At 60.5% G+C, this 19,005-nt stretch carries 15 protein-coding genes; 12 read left to right on the top strand and 3 right to left on the bottom strand.

From position 1 onward, the window contains the following. Positions 1-211 precede the first annotated feature (211 nt). The 10 genes from urtB to ureC all read left to right on the top strand — a co-directional run bounded on the left by urtB (position 212) and on the right by ureC (position 9,225). Positions 212-1,714, top strand: coding sequence for an urea ABC transporter permease subunit UrtB (urtB, locus tag ASD60_RS02335; protein WP_056852435.1), 1,503 nt, complete (start codon positions 212-214; stop codon positions 1,712-1,714). Further along, positions 1,714-2,793 carry an urea ABC transporter permease subunit UrtC gene (urtC, locus tag ASD60_RS02330; RefSeq protein ID WP_056852434.1) on the top strand — a complete coding sequence of 360 codons (1,080 nt, stop codon included), beginning with the start codon at positions 1,714-1,716 and terminating at the stop codon, positions 2,791-2,793. Before urtB ends, urtC begins: the two co-directional genes overlap by 1 nt. Then, positions 2,790-3,659, top strand: coding sequence for an urea ABC transporter ATP-binding protein UrtD (urtD, locus tag ASD60_RS02325; protein WP_056852433.1), 870 nt, complete (start codon positions 2,790-2,792; stop codon positions 3,657-3,659). Before urtC ends, urtD begins: the two co-directional genes overlap by 4 nt. Positions 3,660-3,821: 162 nt before the next feature. After that, positions 3,822-4,520, top strand: a complete 699-nt coding sequence (urtE, locus tag ASD60_RS02320) for an urea ABC transporter ATP-binding subunit UrtE (RefSeq protein ID WP_007945247.1) — start codon at positions 3,822-3,824, stop codon at positions 4,518-4,520. 148 nt (positions 4,521-4,668) lie between these two features. Continuing rightward, a complete protein-coding gene (locus ASD60_RS02315; protein ID WP_056852432.1) occupies positions 4,669-5,508 on the top strand; it encodes an urease accessory protein UreD in 840 nt (279 codons plus the stop codon). A 138-nt stretch (positions 5,509-5,646) separates the two neighbouring features. Further along, positions 5,647-5,949, top strand: a complete 303-nt coding sequence (gene ureA / locus ASD60_RS02310) for an urease subunit gamma (protein ID WP_056852431.1) — start codon at positions 5,647-5,649, stop codon at positions 5,947-5,949. A 9-nt stretch (positions 5,950-5,958) separates the two neighbouring features. Beyond that, on the top strand, positions 5,959-6,492 hold the full coding sequence (locus tag ASD60_RS02305; RefSeq protein WP_056852430.1) for a GNAT family N-acetyltransferase: 534 nt from the start codon (positions 5,959-5,961) through the stop codon (positions 6,490-6,492). A 6-nt stretch (positions 6,493-6,498) separates the two neighbouring features. Continuing rightward, complete coding sequence (locus ASD60_RS02300; protein WP_056852429.1) at positions 6,499-7,032, top strand: GNAT family N-acetyltransferase; 534 nt, start codon at positions 6,499-6,501, stop codon at positions 7,030-7,032. Then, positions 7,032-7,340 carry an urease subunit beta gene (locus ASD60_RS02295; protein ID WP_056852428.1) on the top strand — a complete coding sequence of 103 codons (309 nt, stop codon included), beginning with the start codon at positions 7,032-7,034 and terminating at the stop codon, positions 7,338-7,340. The genes ASD60_RS02300 and ASD60_RS02295 overlap by 1 nt, the downstream gene beginning before the upstream one ends. A 184-nt stretch (positions 7,341-7,524) precedes the next feature. Further along, on the top strand, positions 7,525-9,225 hold the full coding sequence (ureC, locus tag ASD60_RS02290) for an urease subunit alpha (RefSeq protein ID WP_056852427.1): 1,701 nt from the start codon (positions 7,525-7,527) through the stop codon (positions 9,223-9,225). Between the two features lie 102 nt (positions 9,226-9,327). Here the strand turns inward: ureC and ASD60_RS02285 are convergent, their stop codons facing one another. Beyond that, the gene (locus ASD60_RS02285) at positions 9,328-14,625 is read right to left on the bottom strand and encodes an NEL-type E3 ubiquitin ligase domain-containing protein (RefSeq protein ID WP_056852426.1); all 5,298 of its coding nucleotides are present in this window, start codon (positions 14,623-14,625) and stop codon (positions 9,328-9,330) included. Between the two features lie 346 nt (positions 14,626-14,971). Here ASD60_RS02285 and ASD60_RS02280 point away from each other — a divergent pair, with 346 nt between their 5' ends. Beyond that, complete coding sequence (locus tag ASD60_RS02280; RefSeq protein ID WP_056852425.1) at positions 14,972-16,099, top strand: sensor histidine kinase; 1,128 nt, start codon at positions 14,972-14,974, stop codon at positions 16,097-16,099. A gap of 43 nt (positions 16,100-16,142) precedes the next feature. On the opposite strand, the gene ASD60_RS02275 is transcribed toward ASD60_RS02280, so the two are convergent. Together ASD60_RS02275 and ASD60_RS02270 are read right to left on the bottom strand one after the other, a co-directional pair. Continuing rightward, positions 16,143-16,448: a chaperone modulator CbpM gene (locus ASD60_RS02275; RefSeq protein ID WP_056852424.1), complete on the bottom strand. Its 306-nt coding sequence runs from the start codon at positions 16,446-16,448 to the stop codon at positions 16,143-16,145. A 23-nt stretch (positions 16,449-16,471) separates the two neighbouring features. Beyond that, entirely contained in the window at positions 16,472-17,416 is a 945-nt protein-coding gene (locus tag ASD60_RS02270; protein ID WP_056852423.1) for a DnaJ C-terminal domain-containing protein, read from the bottom strand. Between the two features lie 296 nt (positions 17,417-17,712). On the opposite strand from ASD60_RS02270, the gene ASD60_RS02265 reads away from it, so the two are divergent. Continuing rightward, positions 17,713-18,987 carry an Hsp70 family protein gene (locus ASD60_RS02265; RefSeq protein WP_056852422.1) on the top strand — a complete coding sequence of 425 codons (1,275 nt, stop codon included), beginning with the start codon at positions 17,713-17,715 and terminating at the stop codon, positions 18,985-18,987. Positions 18,988-19,005 lie beyond the last annotated feature (18 nt).

Raw genomic sequence — 19,005 nt, 5'->3', positions numbered from 1 at the left:
AGGGACGCGGAGCGTCCCGGGCTGCATTCCCACGCGGAGCGTGGGAACGATCAAAACCAACCCCCAGTGGGAGCGGTTTTTGTGGCGAGGGAGCTTGCTCCCGTTGAACTGCGCAGCAGTCCTTTTTGGGAACCGGTTCGCGTCCCAGCGGGAGCAAGCTCCCTCGCCACAAGAGCCAGCCTTCACATTAGTCCGAGCAAGGCGACTCTCTATGCCCACTGCCCTCTACCGCTTTCTCCTCGCCCTCGCGTTGTTGCTGCCGATGGCCACTCACGCCGGCGACGCCGAAGACTTCGTCGCCGCCAATCCCGTGCAGCAAGCCAAGTTGCTCGAAGCCTGGGCCGCGCAGCCCGATCCGGTCCGCGTCGAGCTGATCAATGCCCTGCAACAAGGTGTATTGACCGTCGACGGCCAACCGAAAACCTTGCGCCTGAACAATCGCTTGCGGGGGTTGATCGACACCGCCCTGGCCAGCCATCAGTTGCTCGCCGCCGACGCCAGACTGCGTCTGGCCGCTGCACAGCAACTACAGAAAAGCGCCAAACCGGCGCAGTTGAAATTCCTCGACCAGCAGCTTGCTGGCGAACAGGACGAAAGCGTCCATGCCGCACTGAGCCTTGCCCTGGCCAATCTGCAATTGGTTGATGCCGACCCGGCTGTGCGGCTCGCCGCTGTGCGCCTGCTCGGTGAAACCGGTGACCCGCTGGCCCGCACCCGGCTCGAAGGCTTGCTCGATCCCGCCGTTGAAACCGATGCCACTGTACGCACAGCGGCCGAAACCAGCCTGGCCCAGGTCAAACGCAAACTGCTGATCGGCGAGCTTGTGGGCCAGGCCTTCAGCGGCATGTCGCTGGGTTCGATTCTGCTGCTCGCAGCGTTGGGCCTGGCGATCACCTTCGGCCTGCTCGGCGTGATCAACATGGCCCACGGCGAAATGCTGATGCTCGGTGCCTACTCGACCTATGTCGTGCAATTGATGTTCCAGCGCTACGCGCCGCAGGCCATTGAGTTCTATCCACTGATCGCCTTGCCCGTGGCCTTTTTTGTCACCGCCGCCATCGGCATGGCGCTGGAGCGTACGGTGATTCGCCACCTCTATGGCCGCCCACTGGAGACCCTGCTCGCCACCTGGGGCATCAGCCTGATGCTGATTCAACTGGTGCGTCTGGTGTTCGGCGCGCAGAACGTTGAAGTGGCCAACCCCGCGTGGCTGTCGGGCGGCATTCAAGTGCTGCCCAATCTGGTTCTACCGTACAACCGCATCGTCATCATCGCGTTCGCCCTGTTTGTGGTGGTGCTGACCTGGCTGCTGCTGAACAAGACACGCCTGGGCCTGAACGTGCGCGCCGTCACCCAGAACCGCAACATGGCGGCCTGTTGCGGCGTGCCCACCGGACGCGTAGACATGCTCGCCTTCGGCCTCGGTTCGGGCATTGCCGGTCTGGGTGGCGTTGCGCTGAGCCAGATCGGCAACGTCGGCCCGGATCTGGGCCAGAGCTACATCATCGACTCGTTCCTGGTGGTGGTGCTCGGCGGCGTCGGGCAATTGGCCGGCAGCGTGTTCGCCGCGTTTGGCCTGGGGATCGCCAACAAGATTCTCGAACCGCAGATCGGCGCCGTGCTCGGCAAGATCCTCATCCTCGCGCTGATCATTCTGTTCATCCAGAAACGTCCGCAAGGTCTCTTTGCACTGAAAGGACGGGTGATCGACTGATGAACCAGCCTCTGATTGTCACGGCTACCCAAAAGGCCGGCCCGAAAGTCACGATCGCTGTCGGCGCGGTGATCCTCGCCCTGCTGCTGGCATTGCCGCTGCTGTCGTTGCTACCGGTGGACAGCACGTTGCATGTATCCGCCTACACGCTGACGCTAGTGGGCAAGATACTCTGCTACGCCATCGTTGCCCTGGCGCTGGACCTGGTCTGGGGTTACGCCGGCCTGCTGTCCCTGGGCCATGGTCTGTTCTTCGCCCTTGGCGGTTACGCGATGGGCATGTACCTGATGCGCCAGGCCTCGGGAGATGGCTTGCCGGCGTTCATGACGTTCCTGTCGTGGACCGAGCTGCCGTGGTTCTGGACCGGCACCAGCAGCTTTCTCTGGACCCTGTGCCTGGTCGTTCTGGCGCCGGGGTTGCTGGCTCTGGTATTCGGCTTCTTCGCCTTCCGTTCGCGGATCAAGGGCGTGTATTTCTCGATCATGACCCAGGCCCTGACCTTCGCCGGGATGCTGCTGTTTTTCCGCAACGAAACCGGCTTCGGTGGCAACAACGGCTTCACCAACTTCCGCACGATTCTCGGCTTCGGCATTACTGAACCCGGCACCCGCGCCGTGCTGTTTTTCGCCACGGTGCTGTTGCTGGTGGCGAGCCTGTACATCGGCTGGCGGCTGGCGCAAAGCAAGTTCGGCCGAGTGCTGACCGCGCTGCGCGATGCGGAGAATCGCTTGATGTTCTGTGGCTACGATCCGCGTGGTTTCAAGTTGTTCGTGTGGGTGTTGAGCGCTGTGCTATGCGGTTTGGCCGGCGCGTTGTATGTGCCGCAAGTCGGCATCATCAACCCGAGTGAAATGTCGCCGACCAACTCGATTGAAGCGGCGGTGTGGGTGGCCCTCGGCGGTCGTGGCACCTTGATCGGTCCGTTGCTCGGTGCCGGCGTGGTCAACGGCATGAAGAGCTGGTTCACCGTGGCGTTCCCCGAGTATTGGCTGTTCTTCCTCGGTGCGCTGTTCATTGTCGTGACCTTGTATTTGCCCAAAGGCGTGATCGGTTTGCTGAAAAAGAGAGGTGAGCAATGAGAGTCACTGCGACGGCGCAATTCATGCTCGAACCCGCGTTCTTCCCCGTGGAGCCCAACAAGGACGCCGGCACCAGCCGCGACACCATCGGCCTTGGTCAACGCGCCGGCAAGGGCCTGAACACCCGCCACGGCACCATCCTGACCCTGGAAGACATCAGCGTCAGCTTCGATGGCTTCAAGGCCCTGAACGATCTGAACCTGTACATCGGCGTCGGCGAACTGCGCTGCATCATCGGCCCCAACGGCGCGGGCAAGACCACGTTGATGGACGTGATCACCGGCAAGACCAGGCCCAGCCACGGCAAGGCCTGGTTTGGCGAAACCCTGGACCTGACACAGATGAGCGAAGTGCAGATCGCCCAGGCCGGTATCGGCCGCAAGTTCCAGAAGCCCACAGTGTTCGAGGCCCTGAGCGTTTTTGAGAATCTTGAGTTGGCGCAGAAAACCGACAAGTCGGTGTGGGCCAGCCTGCGGGCGCGGCTCAATGGTGAGCAAAAGGATCGCATCGCCGAAGTGCTCGATACCATTCGCCTGACCGCGTCGGTCAATCGCCCCGCCGGGTTGCTGTCACACGGGCAAAAGCAGTTTCTGGAGATCGGCATGTTGCTGATGCAGGACCCACAACTGCTGCTGCTCGACGAACCGGTCGCGGGCATGACCGACGCCGAAACCGAATTCACCGCCGAGCTGTTCAAGACCCTCGCCGGCAAGCATTCGCTGATGGTGGTGGAACACGACATGGGCTTCGTCGGCTCGATTGCCGACCACGTCACCGTGTTGCATCAGGGCAGCGTGTTGGCCGAAGGGTCGCTTGCGCAGGTGCAGGACAACGAGCGGGTGATCGAGGTCTACCTCGGTCGCTGATTTTGCGAATTGATCGTTCCCATGCTCCGCGTGGGAATGCCGCCTGGGACGCTCCGCGTCCCGCTGACAATGCAGGGCTCAAGTCCTGCGCATGGTGACGCTGAGCGTCACGAAATGCATTCCCACGCAGAGCGTGGGAACGATCACGGGGAGAACATGGACATGCTGCAAGTCGACAAGCTGCACCAATATTATGGCGGTAGCCACATCCTGCGCGGCCTGACGTTTGAGGTGAAGGTCGGTGAAGTCACCTGCCTGCTCGGGCGTAACGGCGTGGGCAAGACCACGTTGCTCAAATGCCTGATGGGGCTGCTGCCGGCCAAGGAAGGTGCGGTCAATTGGGAAGGTAAACCGATCACCGCCTTCAAGCCGCACCAACGGGTGCACGCCGGCATCGCCTACGTGCCGCAAGGCCGGGAAATCTTCGGCCGCCTGACCGTGGAAGAAAACCTGCTGATGGGTCTTTCACGCTTTCCAGGCAGTGAAGCGAAAGAAGTCCCGGCGTTCATCTACGAATTGTTCCCGGTGCTGCTGCAGATGAAGCAACGCCGCGGTGGCGACCTTTCCGGTGGTCAGCAACAGCAACTGGCCATTGGTCGCGCACTGGCCAGCCGCCCACGCCTGCTGATCCTCGATGAGCCCACCGAAGGCATCCAGCCCTCGGTGATCAAGGAGATCGGCGCAGTGATCAAGAAACTCGCTGCCCGTGGCGACATGGCCATTCTGCTGGTGGAGCAGTTCTACGATTTCGCCGCCGAACTGGCCGATCAATACCTGGTGATGTCCCGGGGCGAAATCGTGCAACAGGGTCGCGGCGAGAACATGGAAGCGGAAGGCGTGCGCGGACTGGTCACGATCTGAGTCATTCCAAGCACCAATTTGTCGCACCCCTCGTTGCGCCGCGCCCCTTACTGGTGCGCGGCGCGCCTTAACAATCCTGCTCTTGCGGATAAATTCCTGCGGCACAGCCTTTGCAACCCTGCTGTCGAACTCCCGAAAAGCATTGACCATGACTCTTCCCGCATCCGGCATTTCGTTTACCCCCAGTTGGCATGCCGAGCTGGAACTGGGCTACGCCCGGTTCAACGACGCCACGCGCCCGGTCCAGCGCCGGCACAAAGGCCCGCTGCGGGTGCAGAAACACCTGTATGCCGAAGGTCCCGAAGTCTGCCAGCACATCATCGTCCACCCGCCGGGCGGGATTGCCGGCGGTGATCGCCTGAACATTTCGGCCGATGTCGGTTCCCGCGCCTGGGCGCAAATCACCAGTCCCGGGGCAGCCAAGTGGTATCGCGCGGCAGGCCCTGCCTATCAGCGGCTGGACTTGAAAGTAGCCGCCGGTGCGACACTGGAATGGCTGCCCCAGGAAACGATCATTTTCAGTGCAGCGCAGGCCGAACTCAGCACCTCTGTCGAGCTTGAAGGCGATGCCCGTCTGTTCTACTGGGATGTGGTGGCCCTGGGCCGACCGGCCAGCGGTGAGCGTTTCGACCTCGGGCACTTTCAGGCGCAACTGGAGATCCGTCGCGACGGCCAGTTGCTCTGGCATGAACGCCAGCGCATTGTCGGCAATGACGGCCTGCTCGATTCACCGATCGGGCTGGATGGGCAACCGGTGTTTGGCACCTTGTTGGTGACTGGCGAGATAGATAGTGAGTTGCTGGAGAAATGCCGCTCGCTGCCCAACGAAGTGCGCGGGGACCTGACCCAGTTGCCCGGGTTGCTGGTGGCTCGATGCCTGGCCAGTGAGGCATTGCTGGCACGGGGCTGGCTGATTGAATTGTGGAAGTTGCTGCGCCCAGCGCTTTTGGATCGCGAAGCCATGCCACCACGCATCTGGAACACCTGAACACCGAACCCTGTGGGAGCTGGCTTGCCAGCGATGCTTTTGGCGGCATCGAGGTCCCCATCGCTGGCAAGCCAGCTCCCACAGGGTTCGTGTTTACATGCCCGAATACCTTTTAATCTGCCCTGATGGATTGCACCAATGGACCTGACCCCACGTGAAAAAGACAAGCTGCTGATCTTCACCGCCGGCCTCGTCGCCGAGCGGCGTTTGGCGCGCGGTGTGAAACTCAATTACCCGGAAGCCATGGCCTACATTTCCGCGGCGCTGCTCGAAGGCGCGCGCGATGGTCGAACCGTGGCCGAACTGATGCACTTGGGCACCACCTTGCTCAGCCGCGAACAAGTAATGGAGGGTATCCCGGAGATGATTGCGGAGATCCAGGTCGAAGCGACGTTCCCCGATGGCACCAAACTGGTCACCGTCCACCAACCGATCGCCTGAGGTCCCGCCATGACTTACCACATCCGCGATGCCGTGCATGCCGATCTTGCGGCGATCCGCGACATCTACAACGACGCCGTGCTCAACACCACCGCGATCTGGAACGAACATGCCGTGGACCTCGACAACCGTCAGGCCTGGTTCCACGCCCGACAGGCGCAGGCGTATCCGATCCTGGTAATCGTCGATATGGACGACGCCGTACTGGGCTACGCTTCTTTCGGCGACTGGCGCCCATTCGACGGCTTCCGCCACACCGTCGAGCACTCGGTCTACGTACGCAGCGATCAACGCGGCAATGGCCTGGGGCCGCAACTCATGGACGTGCTGGTAGCGCGCGCCCGAGGTTGCGGCAAACACGTCATGGTCGCGGCCATCGAAAGTGGCAACACCGCCTCGATCCGCTTGCATGAGCGCATCGGTTTCGTCACCACCGGGCAAATGCCACAAGTGGGTACCAAATTCGGGCGCTGGCTGGACCTGACCTTCATGCAACTGACCCTCAATCCTGGCGCACAGCCACCTGCCGCCCACAAGGAGTGATCGCACATGAATCCCGCCCAACTGCGACGCGTCAATGTAGAAAGCTTTGCGCACTACCGTCAGGGCCTGATTGATCTGCTGCTCGATGCCGTCGGCTATGGCGCCAGTGTCGGCTTCATGGCCGACCTTGATGCCACGCAGGCCCACGCCTATTTCGATGAGGTTCAGGACAATCTCAACAAAGGCAATTTGTTGCTGTGGGTGGTGGTCAAGGACGAACAGGTGCAAGCCAGCGTGCAACTGGGCCTGTGCCGCAAAGCCAATGGCCTGAACCGCGCCGAAGTGCAGAAATTGCTGGTGCGCGAACATGCGCGACGTCGTGGCCTGGGCCAACAGTTGATGACCGCATTGGAACAGGCCGCCTTGCAACACAAGCGCGGCATGCTCTACCTCGACACTGAAGCCGGCTCGCCCGCTGAGGATTTCTACAAAGCCCTGGGCTACACCCGCGCCGGGGAAATCCCCGATTACGCCTGCGACCCGAGCGGCCGTTACAAGCCCACCGCCCTCTACTACAAGATTCTCCAAGGAGCCCATTGATGATTCCCGGTGAATACCAGATCCAGCCCGGCGACATCGAACTCAACGCCGGTCGCCGCACCATCAGCCTGACCGTGGCCAACAGTGGCGACCGGCCGATCCAGGTCGGTTCGCATTACCACTTTTTCGAAACCAACGACGCGTTGACCTTCGACCGCACCGCCAGCCGCGGCATGCGCCTGAACATCCCCGCCGGCACTGCCGTGCGCTTTGAACCGGGGCAGAGTCGCGACGTCGAGTTGGTGGATCTGGCGGGGCATCGTCGGGTGTTCGGGTTTGCCGGCAGGGTCATGGGCAATCTCGACTGAAATGTTCCCCTGTGGCGAGGGAGCTTGCTCCCGCTCGAGTGCGAAGCGCTCGCTAATCAGAAACATGGGGTGTACCTGACGATATCCGATTGCAGGTTTCACGGCTGTTGCGCAGCCCAGCGGGAGCAAGCTCCCTCGCCACAATGGATCGCAGGTTGACACCCATCATTTACAAGGCAAGCGCATGAAAATCTCAAGACAAGCCTACGCCGACATGTTCGGCCCCACCGTCGGCGACAAGGTGCGCCTGGCCGACACCGAACTGTGGATCGAAGTGGAAAAAGACTTCACCACCTATGGCGAAGAAGTGAAGTTCGGCGGCGGCAAGGTGATCCGCGATGGTCAGGGCCAGAGCCAATTGCTGGCCGCCGAAGTGGTCGACACGTTGATCACCAATGCGCTGATCATCGATCACTGGGGCATCGTCAAAGCTGACGTCGGCCTCAAGGACGGGCGCATCGCCGGCATCGGCAAGGCCGGCAATCCGGACGTGCAACCGGACGTGACCATTGCCATCGGGGCCAGCACCGAAGTCATCGCGGGCGAAGGCATGATCCTCACCGCCGGCGGCATCGACACCCACATCCACTTCATCTGCCCGCAGCAGATCGAAGAGGCGCTGATGAGCGGCGTCACCACCATGATCGGCGGCGGCACCGGTCCGGCCACCGGCACCAACGCCACCACCTGCACCTCCGGGCCATGGCACCTGGCGCGCATGCTCCAGGCCGCCGATGCGTTCCCGATGAACATCGGCCTCACCGGCAAAGGCAACGCCAGCTTGCCGGAGCCGTTGATCGAACAGGTCAAGGCCGGCGCCATCGGCCTCAAGTTGCATGAAGACTGGGGCACCACCCCGGCAAGCATCGACAACTGCCTGAGCGTCGCCGATCAGTTCGACGTGCAGGTGGCGATCCACACCGACACCCTCAACGAATCAGGCTTCGTCGAAACCACCCTCGCCGCTTTCAAGGGCCGCACCATCCACACCTATCACACCGAAGGTGCCGGTGGCGGTCACGCACCGGACATCATCAAGGCCTGCGGCTTCGCCAACGTGCTGCCGAGTTCGACCAACCCGACCCGACCGTTCACCCGTAACACCATCGACGAACACCTCGACATGCTGATGGTCTGCCATCATCTTGACCCGAGCATTGCCGAAGACGTGGCCTTCGCTGAAAGCCGCATTCGCCGCGAGACCATTGCTGCCGAAGACATCCTCCACGACCTCGGTGCGTTCTCGATGATCAGCTCCGACAGCCAGGCCATGGGTCGTGTCGGCGAAGTCATCACGCGCACCTGGCAGACCGCCGACAAGATGAAAAAACAGCGCGGGCCGCTGGCGGGTGACGGCACAGGCAACGACAACTTCCGCGCCAAACGCTACATCGCCAAGTACACCATCAACCCGGCGATCACCCATGGCATCAGCCACGAAGTGGGCTCGGTGGAAGTGGGAAAATGGGCCGACCTGGTGCTTTGGCGCCCAGCATTCTTCGGCGTCAAACCGACGCTGATTCTAAAAGGCGGTGCCATTGCGGCCAGCCTGATGGGCGACGCCAACGCTTCGATTCCGACGCCGCAACCGGTGCACTACCGCCCGATGTTCGCCAGCTTCGGCGGCTCATTGCATGCCACCAGCATGACCTTCATCAGCCAGGCGGCACATGACGCCGGATTGCCCGAAGCCCTGGGATTGAAGAAGAAAATCGCCGTGGTCAAAGGCTGTCGCGACGTGCTGAAAACCGACCTGATCCACAACGACTACTTGCCGAACATCGACGTCGATCCGCAGACCTATCAGGTCAAAGCTGACGGCGAGTTGTTGTGGTGTGAGCCGGCGGATGTGTTGCCGATGGCGCAGCGCTATTTCCTCTTCTGAACATTCAAGGCAAGAAAAAACCCTGAGTGCGCCATCACTCAGGGTTTTAATGGCATCTATCGATGCGCTGGTTGCGCCTTCACATCGAAGAACAGAACCGTGTCAGTCAGTGGTCTCGAGCGTAAAGGCAGGCGGTTCAACCCGGCGCAGTTTTGCCCGGTCCATGGCTTGCTGAGTCAATTGTTTGAGGAGGGTTTCGCGCTCGTCCCTGATCAGGTCAAGCTCTGCGGCAAACACTTCATCGGTCACGACTTTCTCCGGCCCGAAGGCGCTTTCAGGTTTACCGAGTTCCGCGGCCAGCACCCTGATGTCTTCCTTCAGCTTCTCTCTTTCCTTGAGCGTCAGGTCCGAACCGGCGGCACGATCATCCAGAGCGACCTTGAACTCGGTCGTCGCTTCCGTCTTGCGATCAAAGACCCTGAACCGTGCGCGATTCGAGCGCTGCACATAGGTCCGCCAAAACGGCTGCTCGGCAATCGAATCACGCAGCAGATCGCCCTCCTCCAGTCCCAGGACCCGCTGGTAGGCGTCCTCGATCATTTCACTGGTAACGCCTGCGATCTGGCGAAACTGCATACCGCGCGCCTGCCAGGGCAGGTCAAGGCGCTCCGCCAGGTCCGTCATGAAGGCGAGATGGACCTCGACCTCATCGATGGTTCCGGTCACATTGCCTTCCTCATCGATGCGTCGAAAACGCTCGCCCGCGGCTTCGCGGTCGATGATATGACGACGGGCGATTCGCTCGATTTCATCCAGGCGGCTCTTGCCCCGGGCCAATTCGACCAACTGCGTTTCGATCAAACTGGCGTTGCCCAGTTCGAGGGCTTCCTGGACCAGCACATCGACCCCCAGAACATTGAACAGCTGGGTCGCGCCATCCACGCATTGGGTACGCATCGACGCTTCGCTGAAAAATTTTGTGCGCAGCTCAGCGTCCCTCGCCATGGTCTCGATCATTCGCCACACCTTGGCCGTCAGATCGGTTCGATAGGCGCCGCCCGCGGTGAAGTCTGCCGATTGGGTCAGGCGCCTGATCTCGTCGAAGAAACCGTGCGAGTTGAACTCATCTTCAAGCGCATCCCAGAGCATTTGATTTTGTACCCATTGGTCAAAGGTAATGCCTTGCTGCCATTGCAGGGTGTCACGCACGCCCCGGGGAGGGTACGGGCGATCGGGGTCCAGCCCTGTCGACCTGATGTACTCCTTGAGCCGTTCCAGGTTTTCGGCTGACATGAAGGGCGGCTGGCGGCTGAGCAACGTACGCGCCAGTAACTCTGCATCGACCGAACCCGGGGTGACTTCGGGTATGTGCGTAAGCACGTTGCGTTGCAGGTCCAGATGGATATGCCGGGGGCGTGGAAGGTCGAACAGTCCCGCAGGCCACGTGGTCGCGCCGGTGTCGTACAGCAGCAGCGTATGCAGGTCGGGCATGCGACTGATGTTCGGCAGCAGACCCAACGGGTTTCCTGCCAGCCCCAGGGTTTGCAGCTTCGTGCAGCGACCGAGCACGTCGACATCGGAGGCCATCAGCACAATCCGGTTGCCCGAGAGCTCGAGGAAATTGAGGTGCGGCATCTGGGCGATGTGTCGCGGCAAAGCCGTCAGTCGATTGTTGCCAAGGTCCAGGGCGCGCAACTTGCGAAACGGCTGAAGAAAGGATTGTTGCGCATCGGTCACGCCGCAGTTGAACATCTTCAGATAAGTGACATGGTCGAAATTGCCTTCCAGCGCCGGCATGTTTTTGAAATGCAGGTTCAGAGGAAAGCTGCTCAAGTCCAGTTTCTCTCCAATCACATTGCCGAATGAGTCGAACTGTTTTGGCCCCGTGCGTTGCCAGCATTGCCTGATCTTGCGGGCGAACTGACTCCTCGCGTTCCGTTCGTCGAAGCCACTGGGGCTAAAACGGAAATCCCGGGTCGGCGAGTTCACCCATCGCTTGAGCGTTGAGCTCAACCGTTCGAATTCAAGTTCAAGTGCTTCAAGCTGCAGGTCGGCCAGTATCCCTTGACGGTTGAAACGCTCCAGCAACGCAGTGGACTCTTGCTCCGTGAAAGCGGGATAGAGCCTTCGTATCCGCGCCTGCGGACTTTGCTCAGCACGCCCGCCAACGAGTTCACGCAAATACCCCAACATTCCACCTGGCAAACGCATGGCTTGCAGGTCGTACAACGGTTTACGGATCGGCTGCTCCAGCAGAATCGGCTCGAACTGCTCATGGCTCAGTGGCGAACGCCGCACCGCTTCCTTGAGCCGTGCATTTTCGTGAATGTCATAACCCAGTGCGTTGCGCTCATTGTCAGGCAGCGCATGCAGCACCGAAGCATAGAGGTCGTCGGTACCGTGCAAGTGGTGATCATTTGCGTCACGCGCCTGGTAGAGGCCATCTTCCTCCAGCACCAGCACCTTACGGATCGGTGCCTGCGCCGGCCCCACGCTGGCGAGCAAATCCCCGGAAAATCCCAGGTGACGAATTTCGATCCGCACTTGCGTCGACCAACCGGGCAGGCTGGCCAGCGTGGCGAGTTCGAGCCGGCGGGTATCGGCACTTACCAGTTCATCGAGGTAAAGCCCCTCATAGGCCCGGTTCAAGCGCACGTGCTCCTGCGCCAGGCGGGCCTGCCGGCGCAAACGCAGCGGCAGGCGGCGTTTCTCGGTCAGATGCTGCAGATCCGTGGGCTCGGCACTCTCGAGTAATTCTTGCGCGACGCTGGCGGGCAGCTGCGCAAAATCATCCACCAGCAAACGCACTTGCGCGCTGCCGGACACATCGCGGCTCTTGTAGAGTGCGTCGAACAGACGCTTTTGTTGCTTGCGCGCCTGCATGGCCAGGCGACTGCGCAGCGCGTCGATCCGTGAGGACGTGTCATTGGCGACCTTCGCACCCAGCATCTCGCGAAGTTCAGCCGTGTCCAGCGACTCAATCACCCGTTCAGGCAGTTTCCCGGCCACCAACTCCGAGCGGCTGATTTTGAGGGTCTGTGGCTCAGCGGCCAGGGTGTTGCCATGTTTGACGGACGCACCGGTGCGGTCATCGCGTTCAAACACCTCCAGGGCCCGGGACTCCGGCCAGCGCGGCAGCTCAACCAGCGTCGCCGGCAGAAAACCGGACATTTCCTCCGACACCTGATCCGACAGGATTTGCTCGGGATAGCGTTGCGCGTCCGCATAGGTATTGAAACGTGTCAACGTATCGCGCAACAGCGCAGGCGGCGTTTCATGTTCAACATGCAACCGGCGCAACAGCCCCTCTTCAACGCCGCTCACTTGCTGGATCTTGGCCAGGGTAGATGCCGAGTAATTATCCAGTGAGTTGTCCAGGCGAGACATCAGTTGAGTCGCGTCCCACCTCAAGGGGTGCTCGGTTTCAGCTTTCCAGGCGCCGGCATTATTGTGCTCCACCCTGGGCTGATAGGCGCTTGGCCGGGTCGGATGCTGCAGACGATGCTCGCCCGTCACCGGGTCCTGGCGCACCCGGTAATGCTTTTTCTCCAGGCGCAGCCACTGCTGATCGTTGTACTGATAAATCCCCAGATCATTGGGCTTGGCCTCCGCCGGCAGCATCACCGACTGCTCATAAGGCGCCAGATCCGGTTTCCAGAGGCGGGTCTTGCCATCGGGCAGCTCCACCGGTTTGAGGCTGTCGATCATCGGGCTGGGTGTGACCGCCACCCGGGCGCCGCTGGGCAAGACATGCCCGGTGGCCATCAAGGCCAGTTGCGCAAAGTTGATCAAGACCGAGTTGATGTGCGTCGATGCTTCGTCCCGATCGCCCTTGCTCCAGTCCTCGATTCCCTCCAGCAGCTCTTCGCCAATCTGCGCCACCATCAACGCCAGCATGGCTTCGCCCAGCCCTGGAACCAGCATCGCGGTAAAGTTGAACAGGTTCCAGCCAATGTCCAGATAGCTGGTCAGGCGTTTCCAGCGGGTGGTGGCGTCTTCATCGCCGGTCGGCACCGCGATGACCCGAGCATCGCTGATCGCCTTGTCACGTTTTAGTCGGTACAGCTGTGCCCACAGCTCACCGGACAGCCGGTGGGTGACGGGCTCGGCATTCGGATTCTCGACCGCGGTTTCCCGCCACCATGGCCCCATGTCCAGCGGTTCGCGTTGCTGCCAGGTTATCCGGCTCAGCCGTTCCCTGACCCGGGCAAAGAACCGGCCCTTGTCTTTCTGCGCCACGAAACGGCTGAAGAATGCCTGATAGTCCGGCTCACGCAGCTGGCTGATCAGCACTTTCATGAAGTCCGTCAGCGAAGCGTATTCTTTCAAAGGGTGCACTGGGTCGTCCGGTACATAGGCAATCACCGGGCCGCTCAAGCGGTTTTGTTTATAGATGTCCCGCTGGCGCAGCATCTCTTCGCTGACCCCGGTAGGGCCGTTGGCGAAAAACGCCTGCAGCAGTTTGAACTTGTCGATGTCGTTGCCTGGCAATACCACCGATAACATGCTTGACAGGTTAAGCCAGGCAGCACGCTCATCAGGCGCCAGGGCCTCCACGGCAGCCTGGATTTTGCCGCCGTCGCCCTCGGCGCTGAACAACACCACACCGTGCAGCGAAAAGCCCATCAGGGACAGCCGATGTCGATGCAGCGGTCGGTGATGGAAACTGATGGCGCTTTTATTGTCGCGAACATCACGCAGGACACCGTAGGCATACGAACTGATATCGTCTTTCAACAGGGCAATCAGTGAAGCCAGTTCAAACGCCGCTTTCTCACTGGCCGCACCGCGCTGCTCCAGCACCTGCCTTTGCTGCGTGTCGGCCGGCAGCAGCAGGGATTTCAGATGGTTTTGATACTGGGCGCCGACGTCCAGCCGGCGACACAGCCTGGCGATTTTGCTGACTGACATCGACGGTATCAGCGACGGCTCCCCTCGCAAGTCGCTGCGGTAAACACCGGAACCACTCCTGAAATAATCAGCGGCGGTTTCCGGCTCTTCGAAGTTATGCAGCGCCGCGTCCAACAAGGTGGACTCACGTAAATGGCTGGCACCGCGATCGATACCGAAGATGATTCTGTCCGGCACATACAACTTCAGGGTCAACTGGCTGACGTCGTCATGGCTGTTGAAATTTGAACTGATCAACTGGGACAGCAAGGGTTTGGCAAACGCTCTGATGTCCTGTTGCAGGTCTTGCAACGGCGCCTCCACCAGTCGCTGCAACAGCCAGCGCTTGTCGATCAACTCCTTGAGGTATTGCCGATCGACGGCGGAAGCTTTCAGGTACCAACCCGGTGTCGAGACCGTGGTGCTGGCAAGCCTCGATACCCTCGCTGGCGGCGCCGTTTTTATGGCGGGCGGAAGCACCTGAACAATACGCTCATAATGAACACCGTTGTTTTGCGCCGGTGACAACGACGAACTTGAAACTTCATTAATATTCTGTAACTCATCCATTGACTTACAATCCAGAACAACCCGAGAAGCCTTCAGCTTAAGCCGCCAGACATAAAACAAAAGACTAAAAACCTGCTGAACTCCTCTGGATAAAACTGAATAACCCTTCGAACATCAAAGAGTTGCACATATATAAATAACACCACACGCCTGCCAACTATGCCCGCCGCCGGCGACATGCTCTTATTAGCCCGGAAATGCCCTCGATCGCTCGATTGTCATTCACAGGCCCGATTTCGGCGGGGCGATGTCGACGGGTTTTGCCTCGGCATGAGCGGTCGTGTATTTCTCGCCAAAGGGGCTACTATTCGAATCGGTCTCCCTTGTTCATGTTCAGGAAATTGCCATGCGTCTTTCCGAGTTCATCGTGCTGAACGTTGATCGAATCGTCGATGAATGGGAACTGTTCGCCGAAACCATCACCCCCGCGGCCGATCTTATGGACAGCGCCGCGCTACGCGACCATTCGAGGGCGATCCTGCTGGCCGCCGCTCGGGACATGAGCAAGCCTCAAACGCCCGATGAACAAGCGGCCAAGGCCAAAGGCGAAGGCCCGGAAAAAACTCCGAGCCTGGATGAGGCCGGCGCCAGTCACGGCGAACTGCGTCACACCGTGGGTTTCGATCTGGTGCAGATGACCAGCGAATTTCGCCACTTGCGCGCCTGTGTGATCCGTCTGTGGGTCGACAGCCTCGAGTCCCCCGACATGACCTATTTCCAGGACATGATTCGTTTCAATGAAGCCATCGACGAAGCCCTGGCCGAGTCCACGGCCGCCTATGCCGAAAGGGTCAATCGCTCGCGGGACATTTTCCTCGCCGTCCTCGGCCACGACCTGCGTTCACCTTTGCAAGCGGTGAGCATGTCTACTGAAATGCTGCTGCGTAAAGCCGCCCTCGAAGGTGATGCGTTGAAATGCGCGGGCAACATCAAACGCGGCACCGGGCACATGGTGATGATGGTCAACGACTTGCTGGAACTGGTGCGCAGCCGTCTGGGCAAGAGCCTGCCCATCGAGCCCGCGCCCATGGACCTGGCCGAAACGGCACAGGAAGCCATTGCCCGGGCATGTGCCGCGCAACCGGAATGTGATCCGATCCTGAATATTCTCGGAGACACCAAGGGCGTGTGGGACTCGCGACGGCTGGATCAAATGCTGCAAAACCTGATCGGCAACGCGCTCCAGCATGGCTCGGACAAACGCCAGGTGACCGTGACGATCAGGGGGGAGCAAAACAGCGTCCAACTGACGGTGCACAATGACGGAATCCCGATTCCCGCCGACGCGATCCCGACGATATTCGACCCGCTGGTACGCAGCGCCAGCGAAGAGCTCGGCGAGCCCACCACCAGTCTTGGGTTGGGCTTGTTTATCGTCAAGGAAGTGGTCGATGCCCATAAGGGCACGATCGACGTCACTTCCAATGAGGCCGATGGCACGTTGTTTACGGTGGTGTTGCCCAGGCATTTGTGACGGTCGGCGCGGGGATCGGCCAAGACAGGCCCTCTACGAACACCTATTCAACCACCAACCGCCCCAACCGCTGCTTCAACATCCGGTTCTCTGCCCGCAGTTGCTGGACCTCTTCCAACAGGTCCAGCGCCAGGGCGACGCCTTCCCAGTCCAGCTCCAGATCGCGCCGCAGCTTGGCGGCGCGTTTGGCCAGGGTCAGTTCGTAATCGGTGAAACGCCAGTCCCTGGGCACGGTGCCCTGAGGTTCGAGGATGCCGTGCTCGACGATTTCGATCACGTAGACGTCCGACAAATCGGTCGCCTCACAGAATTCTGCCAGGTCCAGTTGAACGATCAGGGGGTTGCTCATGATGGGCTACTCCGTCTCGGGGATCAGAAATTTTCTCTCGGGTCGAAGGCGGCTTTCTTCGCCAGTTCCTGCCACAAGGCCTTGATGTCATCGTCCGATTTTTTCGGCATGACGGCCTTCAATTGCACGAACAGGTAACCGCGCTCGCCCGCTTTGTTCAGCAGGCCGTGGCCCTTGGCGCGCATGCGCTGGCCATTCTGGCTGCCGGCCGGGACCTTGAGGTTGATCTTGCCGGTCAGCGTTGGCACCGCCACTTCAGTGCCCAGCGCCAACTCCCACGGTGCCAGGGGCAACGTGATGATCAGGTTCTCGCCTTCGACGTCGAATTTCGGATGCGGCGCAAACCGAATGGTCAGGTACAGATCGCCATTGGCACCACCACCGACACCCGGTGCGCCCTGGCCCTTGAGCCGGATGCGCTCGCCGTCGCTCACGCCGGCGGGAATCTTCACATTCAGGCTTTTCGGGGTATTGCTGACGTGCTGGCCGGCGGCGTTGTATTGCGGTACCTGGAAAGTGACCTTCTTCGATTCGTTCGAGAGGGTTTCTTCAAGAAAAATCCCCAGTTCCATTTCCACGTCTTGCCCTCTGCGTCCGCTGCTGCGACGCGACTGTCCAGCGCCGAAACCGGGGCCACGGTTACCGAAGATCGAACTGAAGAAATCCGAGAAATCGCCGGTGTCCTGACCACCGCCACCGAAACCGCCACGGCTCTGCCAGCCCGGTGGTCCCTGGAACGGCTGGCCATGCTGGCCATAACGGCGCAGGTCGTCGTATTCGGCACGCTTGTCGGCGCTTTTCAGGGCTTCATAGGCTTCAGAGGCGTCCTTGAACTTGGCCTCGGCGTCCTTTTCCTTGCTGACATCGGGGTGGTATTTGCGGGCGAGCTTGCGATAGGCGGCCTTGATCGCCTTGTCGTCTGCCGTCGGCTCCACGCCGAGAATCTTGTAATAGTCTTTGAAGTCCATCGCTCGAATCACCATCCGTTATCGAAATCGCGCTACCTGCCACAGCATGCGCCTGTTTGCAGCGCAGGGCTTGACCAATCTCAAGGTTGTGACCGGGCAGCGCATCAGAAGTTTATCGGCAGCGGGCGGGGCTTCTTGCGGTTGCCCCAGGCTGTCCGGTTGATGCAGGGTAGTTTGGGGGTGCCGACGCATCTTTCAAGGCGCCGAAAGGCAAGATTTAGCGGATAGTCGGCCTTCGATTCTGTGCCGCACTGACATACACTGCGCGGCCGTTTTTTAACCGGAACTTGAAAGACATGAACAACGCATCTCCAGCCCGTGCCGTTGGTATCGATTTTGGCACGTCCAACTCCACTGTCGGCTGGCTGCGTCCCGGCGTGGAAACGCTGATCGCGCTGGAGGACGACAAGATCACCCTGCCGTCGGTGGTGTTCTTCAACATCGAAGAACGCCGCCCGGTGTACGGCCGGCTGGCGCTGCACGAGTACCTGGAAGGCTACGAAGGCCGGTTGATGCGCTCGCTCAAGAGCCTGCTGGGTTCCAAGCTGATCAAGCACGACACCAGTGTCCTGGGCACGGCGATGCCGTTCAAGGACCTGCTCGGGCTGTTCATCGGCCAGTTGAAGAAGCGTGCCGAAGCCACCGCCGGTCGGGAATTCGAAGAAGTGGTGCTGGGTCGTCCGGTGTTCTTCGTCGACGACGACGAAATGGCTGACCAGGAAGCGGAAAACACGCTGGTGGACGTGGCCCGCGCCATCGGTTTCAAGGAAGTCTCGTTCCAGTACGAACCGATTGCCGCGGCGTTCGACTACGAGTCGACCATCGAAAAAGAAGAGTTGGTGCTGATCGTCGACATCGGCGGTGGTACTTCCGACTTCTCGCTGGTGCGCCTGTCCCCGGAACGCCGCAACCACGACAACCGTCACGATGACATCCTCGCCACCGGCGGCGTGCACATCGGCGGGACCGACTTCGACAAACAACTGAGCCTGCAAGGCCTGATGCCATTGTTCGGCTACGGCAGCCGCATGAAGAGCGGCGCCTACATGCCGACCAGCCACCATATGAACCTGGCGACCTGGCATACCATTAACTCGGTGTACTCGCAGAAGTCGACCCTGGCCCTGGGCAGCATGCGCTACGACATCGAAGACACCGGCGGCATCGATCGCCTGTTCAAGCTGATCGAGCAGCGCGCCGGGCACTGGCTGGCAATGGAAGTCGAAGAAACCAAAATTCAGTTGACCCACGCCGACAGCCGCCATGTGCCGCTGGACCGCATCGAAGCCGGGTTGAGCGTGGAGCTGAGTCGCGCCCTGTTCGAATCGGCCATCGACAACCTGCTCGAACGCGTGCGCAACAGCGTCACCCAGTTGCTGGCGGACGCCGATGTGCGGGTCGATCAGGTGGATACGGTGTTCTTTACCGGTGGTTCGAGCGGCATCCCGGCACTGCGCAACAGCGTCTCGGCGATGTTGCCGAATGCGCGGCATGTGGAAGGCAACATCTTTGGCAGCATCGGCAGCGGTCTGGCGATCGAGGCTGCAAAACGCTACGGCCCGATGGGCTGATCCAGAACCGAGTTAATG

Source organism: Pseudomonas sp. Root562 (assembly GCF_001427125.1).
In the GTDB taxonomy this organism is placed as follows: Bacteria; Pseudomonadota; Gammaproteobacteria; order Pseudomonadales; family Pseudomonadaceae; genus Aquipseudomonas.
This window is presented reverse-complemented; position numbering and strand designations above follow the sequence as displayed.

Bases quoted from the DNA above. Each gene is read 5' to 3' on its own strand.
- urtB (WP_056852435.1), top strand. From the start codon at position 212: ATGCCCACTGCCCTCTACCGCTTTCTCCTCGCCCTCGCGTTGTTGCTG.
- urtC (WP_056852434.1), top strand. From the start codon at position 1,714: ATGAACCAGCCTCTGATTGTCACGGCTACCCAAAAGGCCGGCCCGAAA.
- urtD (WP_056852433.1), top strand. From the start codon at position 2,790: ATGAGAGTCACTGCGACGGCGCAATTCATGCTCGAACCCGCGTTCTTC.
- urtE (WP_007945247.1), top strand. From the start codon at position 3,822: ATGCTGCAAGTCGACAAGCTGCACCAATATTATGGCGGTAGCCACATC.
- ASD60_RS02315 (WP_056852432.1), top strand. From the start codon at position 4,669: ATGACTCTTCCCGCATCCGGCATTTCGTTTACCCCCAGTTGGCATGCC.
- ureA (WP_056852431.1), top strand. From the start codon at position 5,647: ATGGACCTGACCCCACGTGAAAAAGACAAGCTGCTGATCTTCACCGCC.
- ASD60_RS02305 (WP_056852430.1), top strand. From the start codon at position 5,959: ATGACTTACCACATCCGCGATGCCGTGCATGCCGATCTTGCGGCGATC.
- ASD60_RS02300 (WP_056852429.1), top strand. From the start codon at position 6,499: ATGAATCCCGCCCAACTGCGACGCGTCAATGTAGAAAGCTTTGCGCAC.
- ASD60_RS02295 (WP_056852428.1), top strand. From the start codon at position 7,032: ATGATTCCCGGTGAATACCAGATCCAGCCCGGCGACATCGAACTCAAC.
- ureC (WP_056852427.1), top strand. From the start codon at position 7,525: ATGAAAATCTCAAGACAAGCCTACGCCGACATGTTCGGCCCCACCGTC.
- ASD60_RS02285 (WP_056852426.1), bottom strand. From the start codon at position 14,625: ATGGATGAGTTACAGAATATTAATGAAGTTTCAAGTTCGTCGTTGTCA.
- ASD60_RS02280 (WP_056852425.1), top strand. From the start codon at position 14,972: ATGCGTCTTTCCGAGTTCATCGTGCTGAACGTTGATCGAATCGTCGAT.
- ASD60_RS02275 (WP_056852424.1), bottom strand. From the start codon at position 16,448: ATGAGCAACCCCCTGATCGTTCAACTGGACCTGGCAGAATTCTGTGAG.
- ASD60_RS02270 (WP_056852423.1), bottom strand. From the start codon at position 17,416: ATGGACTTCAAAGACTATTACAAGATTCTCGGCGTGGAGCCGACGGCA.
- ASD60_RS02265 (WP_056852422.1), top strand. From the start codon at position 17,713: ATGAACAACGCATCTCCAGCCCGTGCCGTTGGTATCGATTTTGGCACG.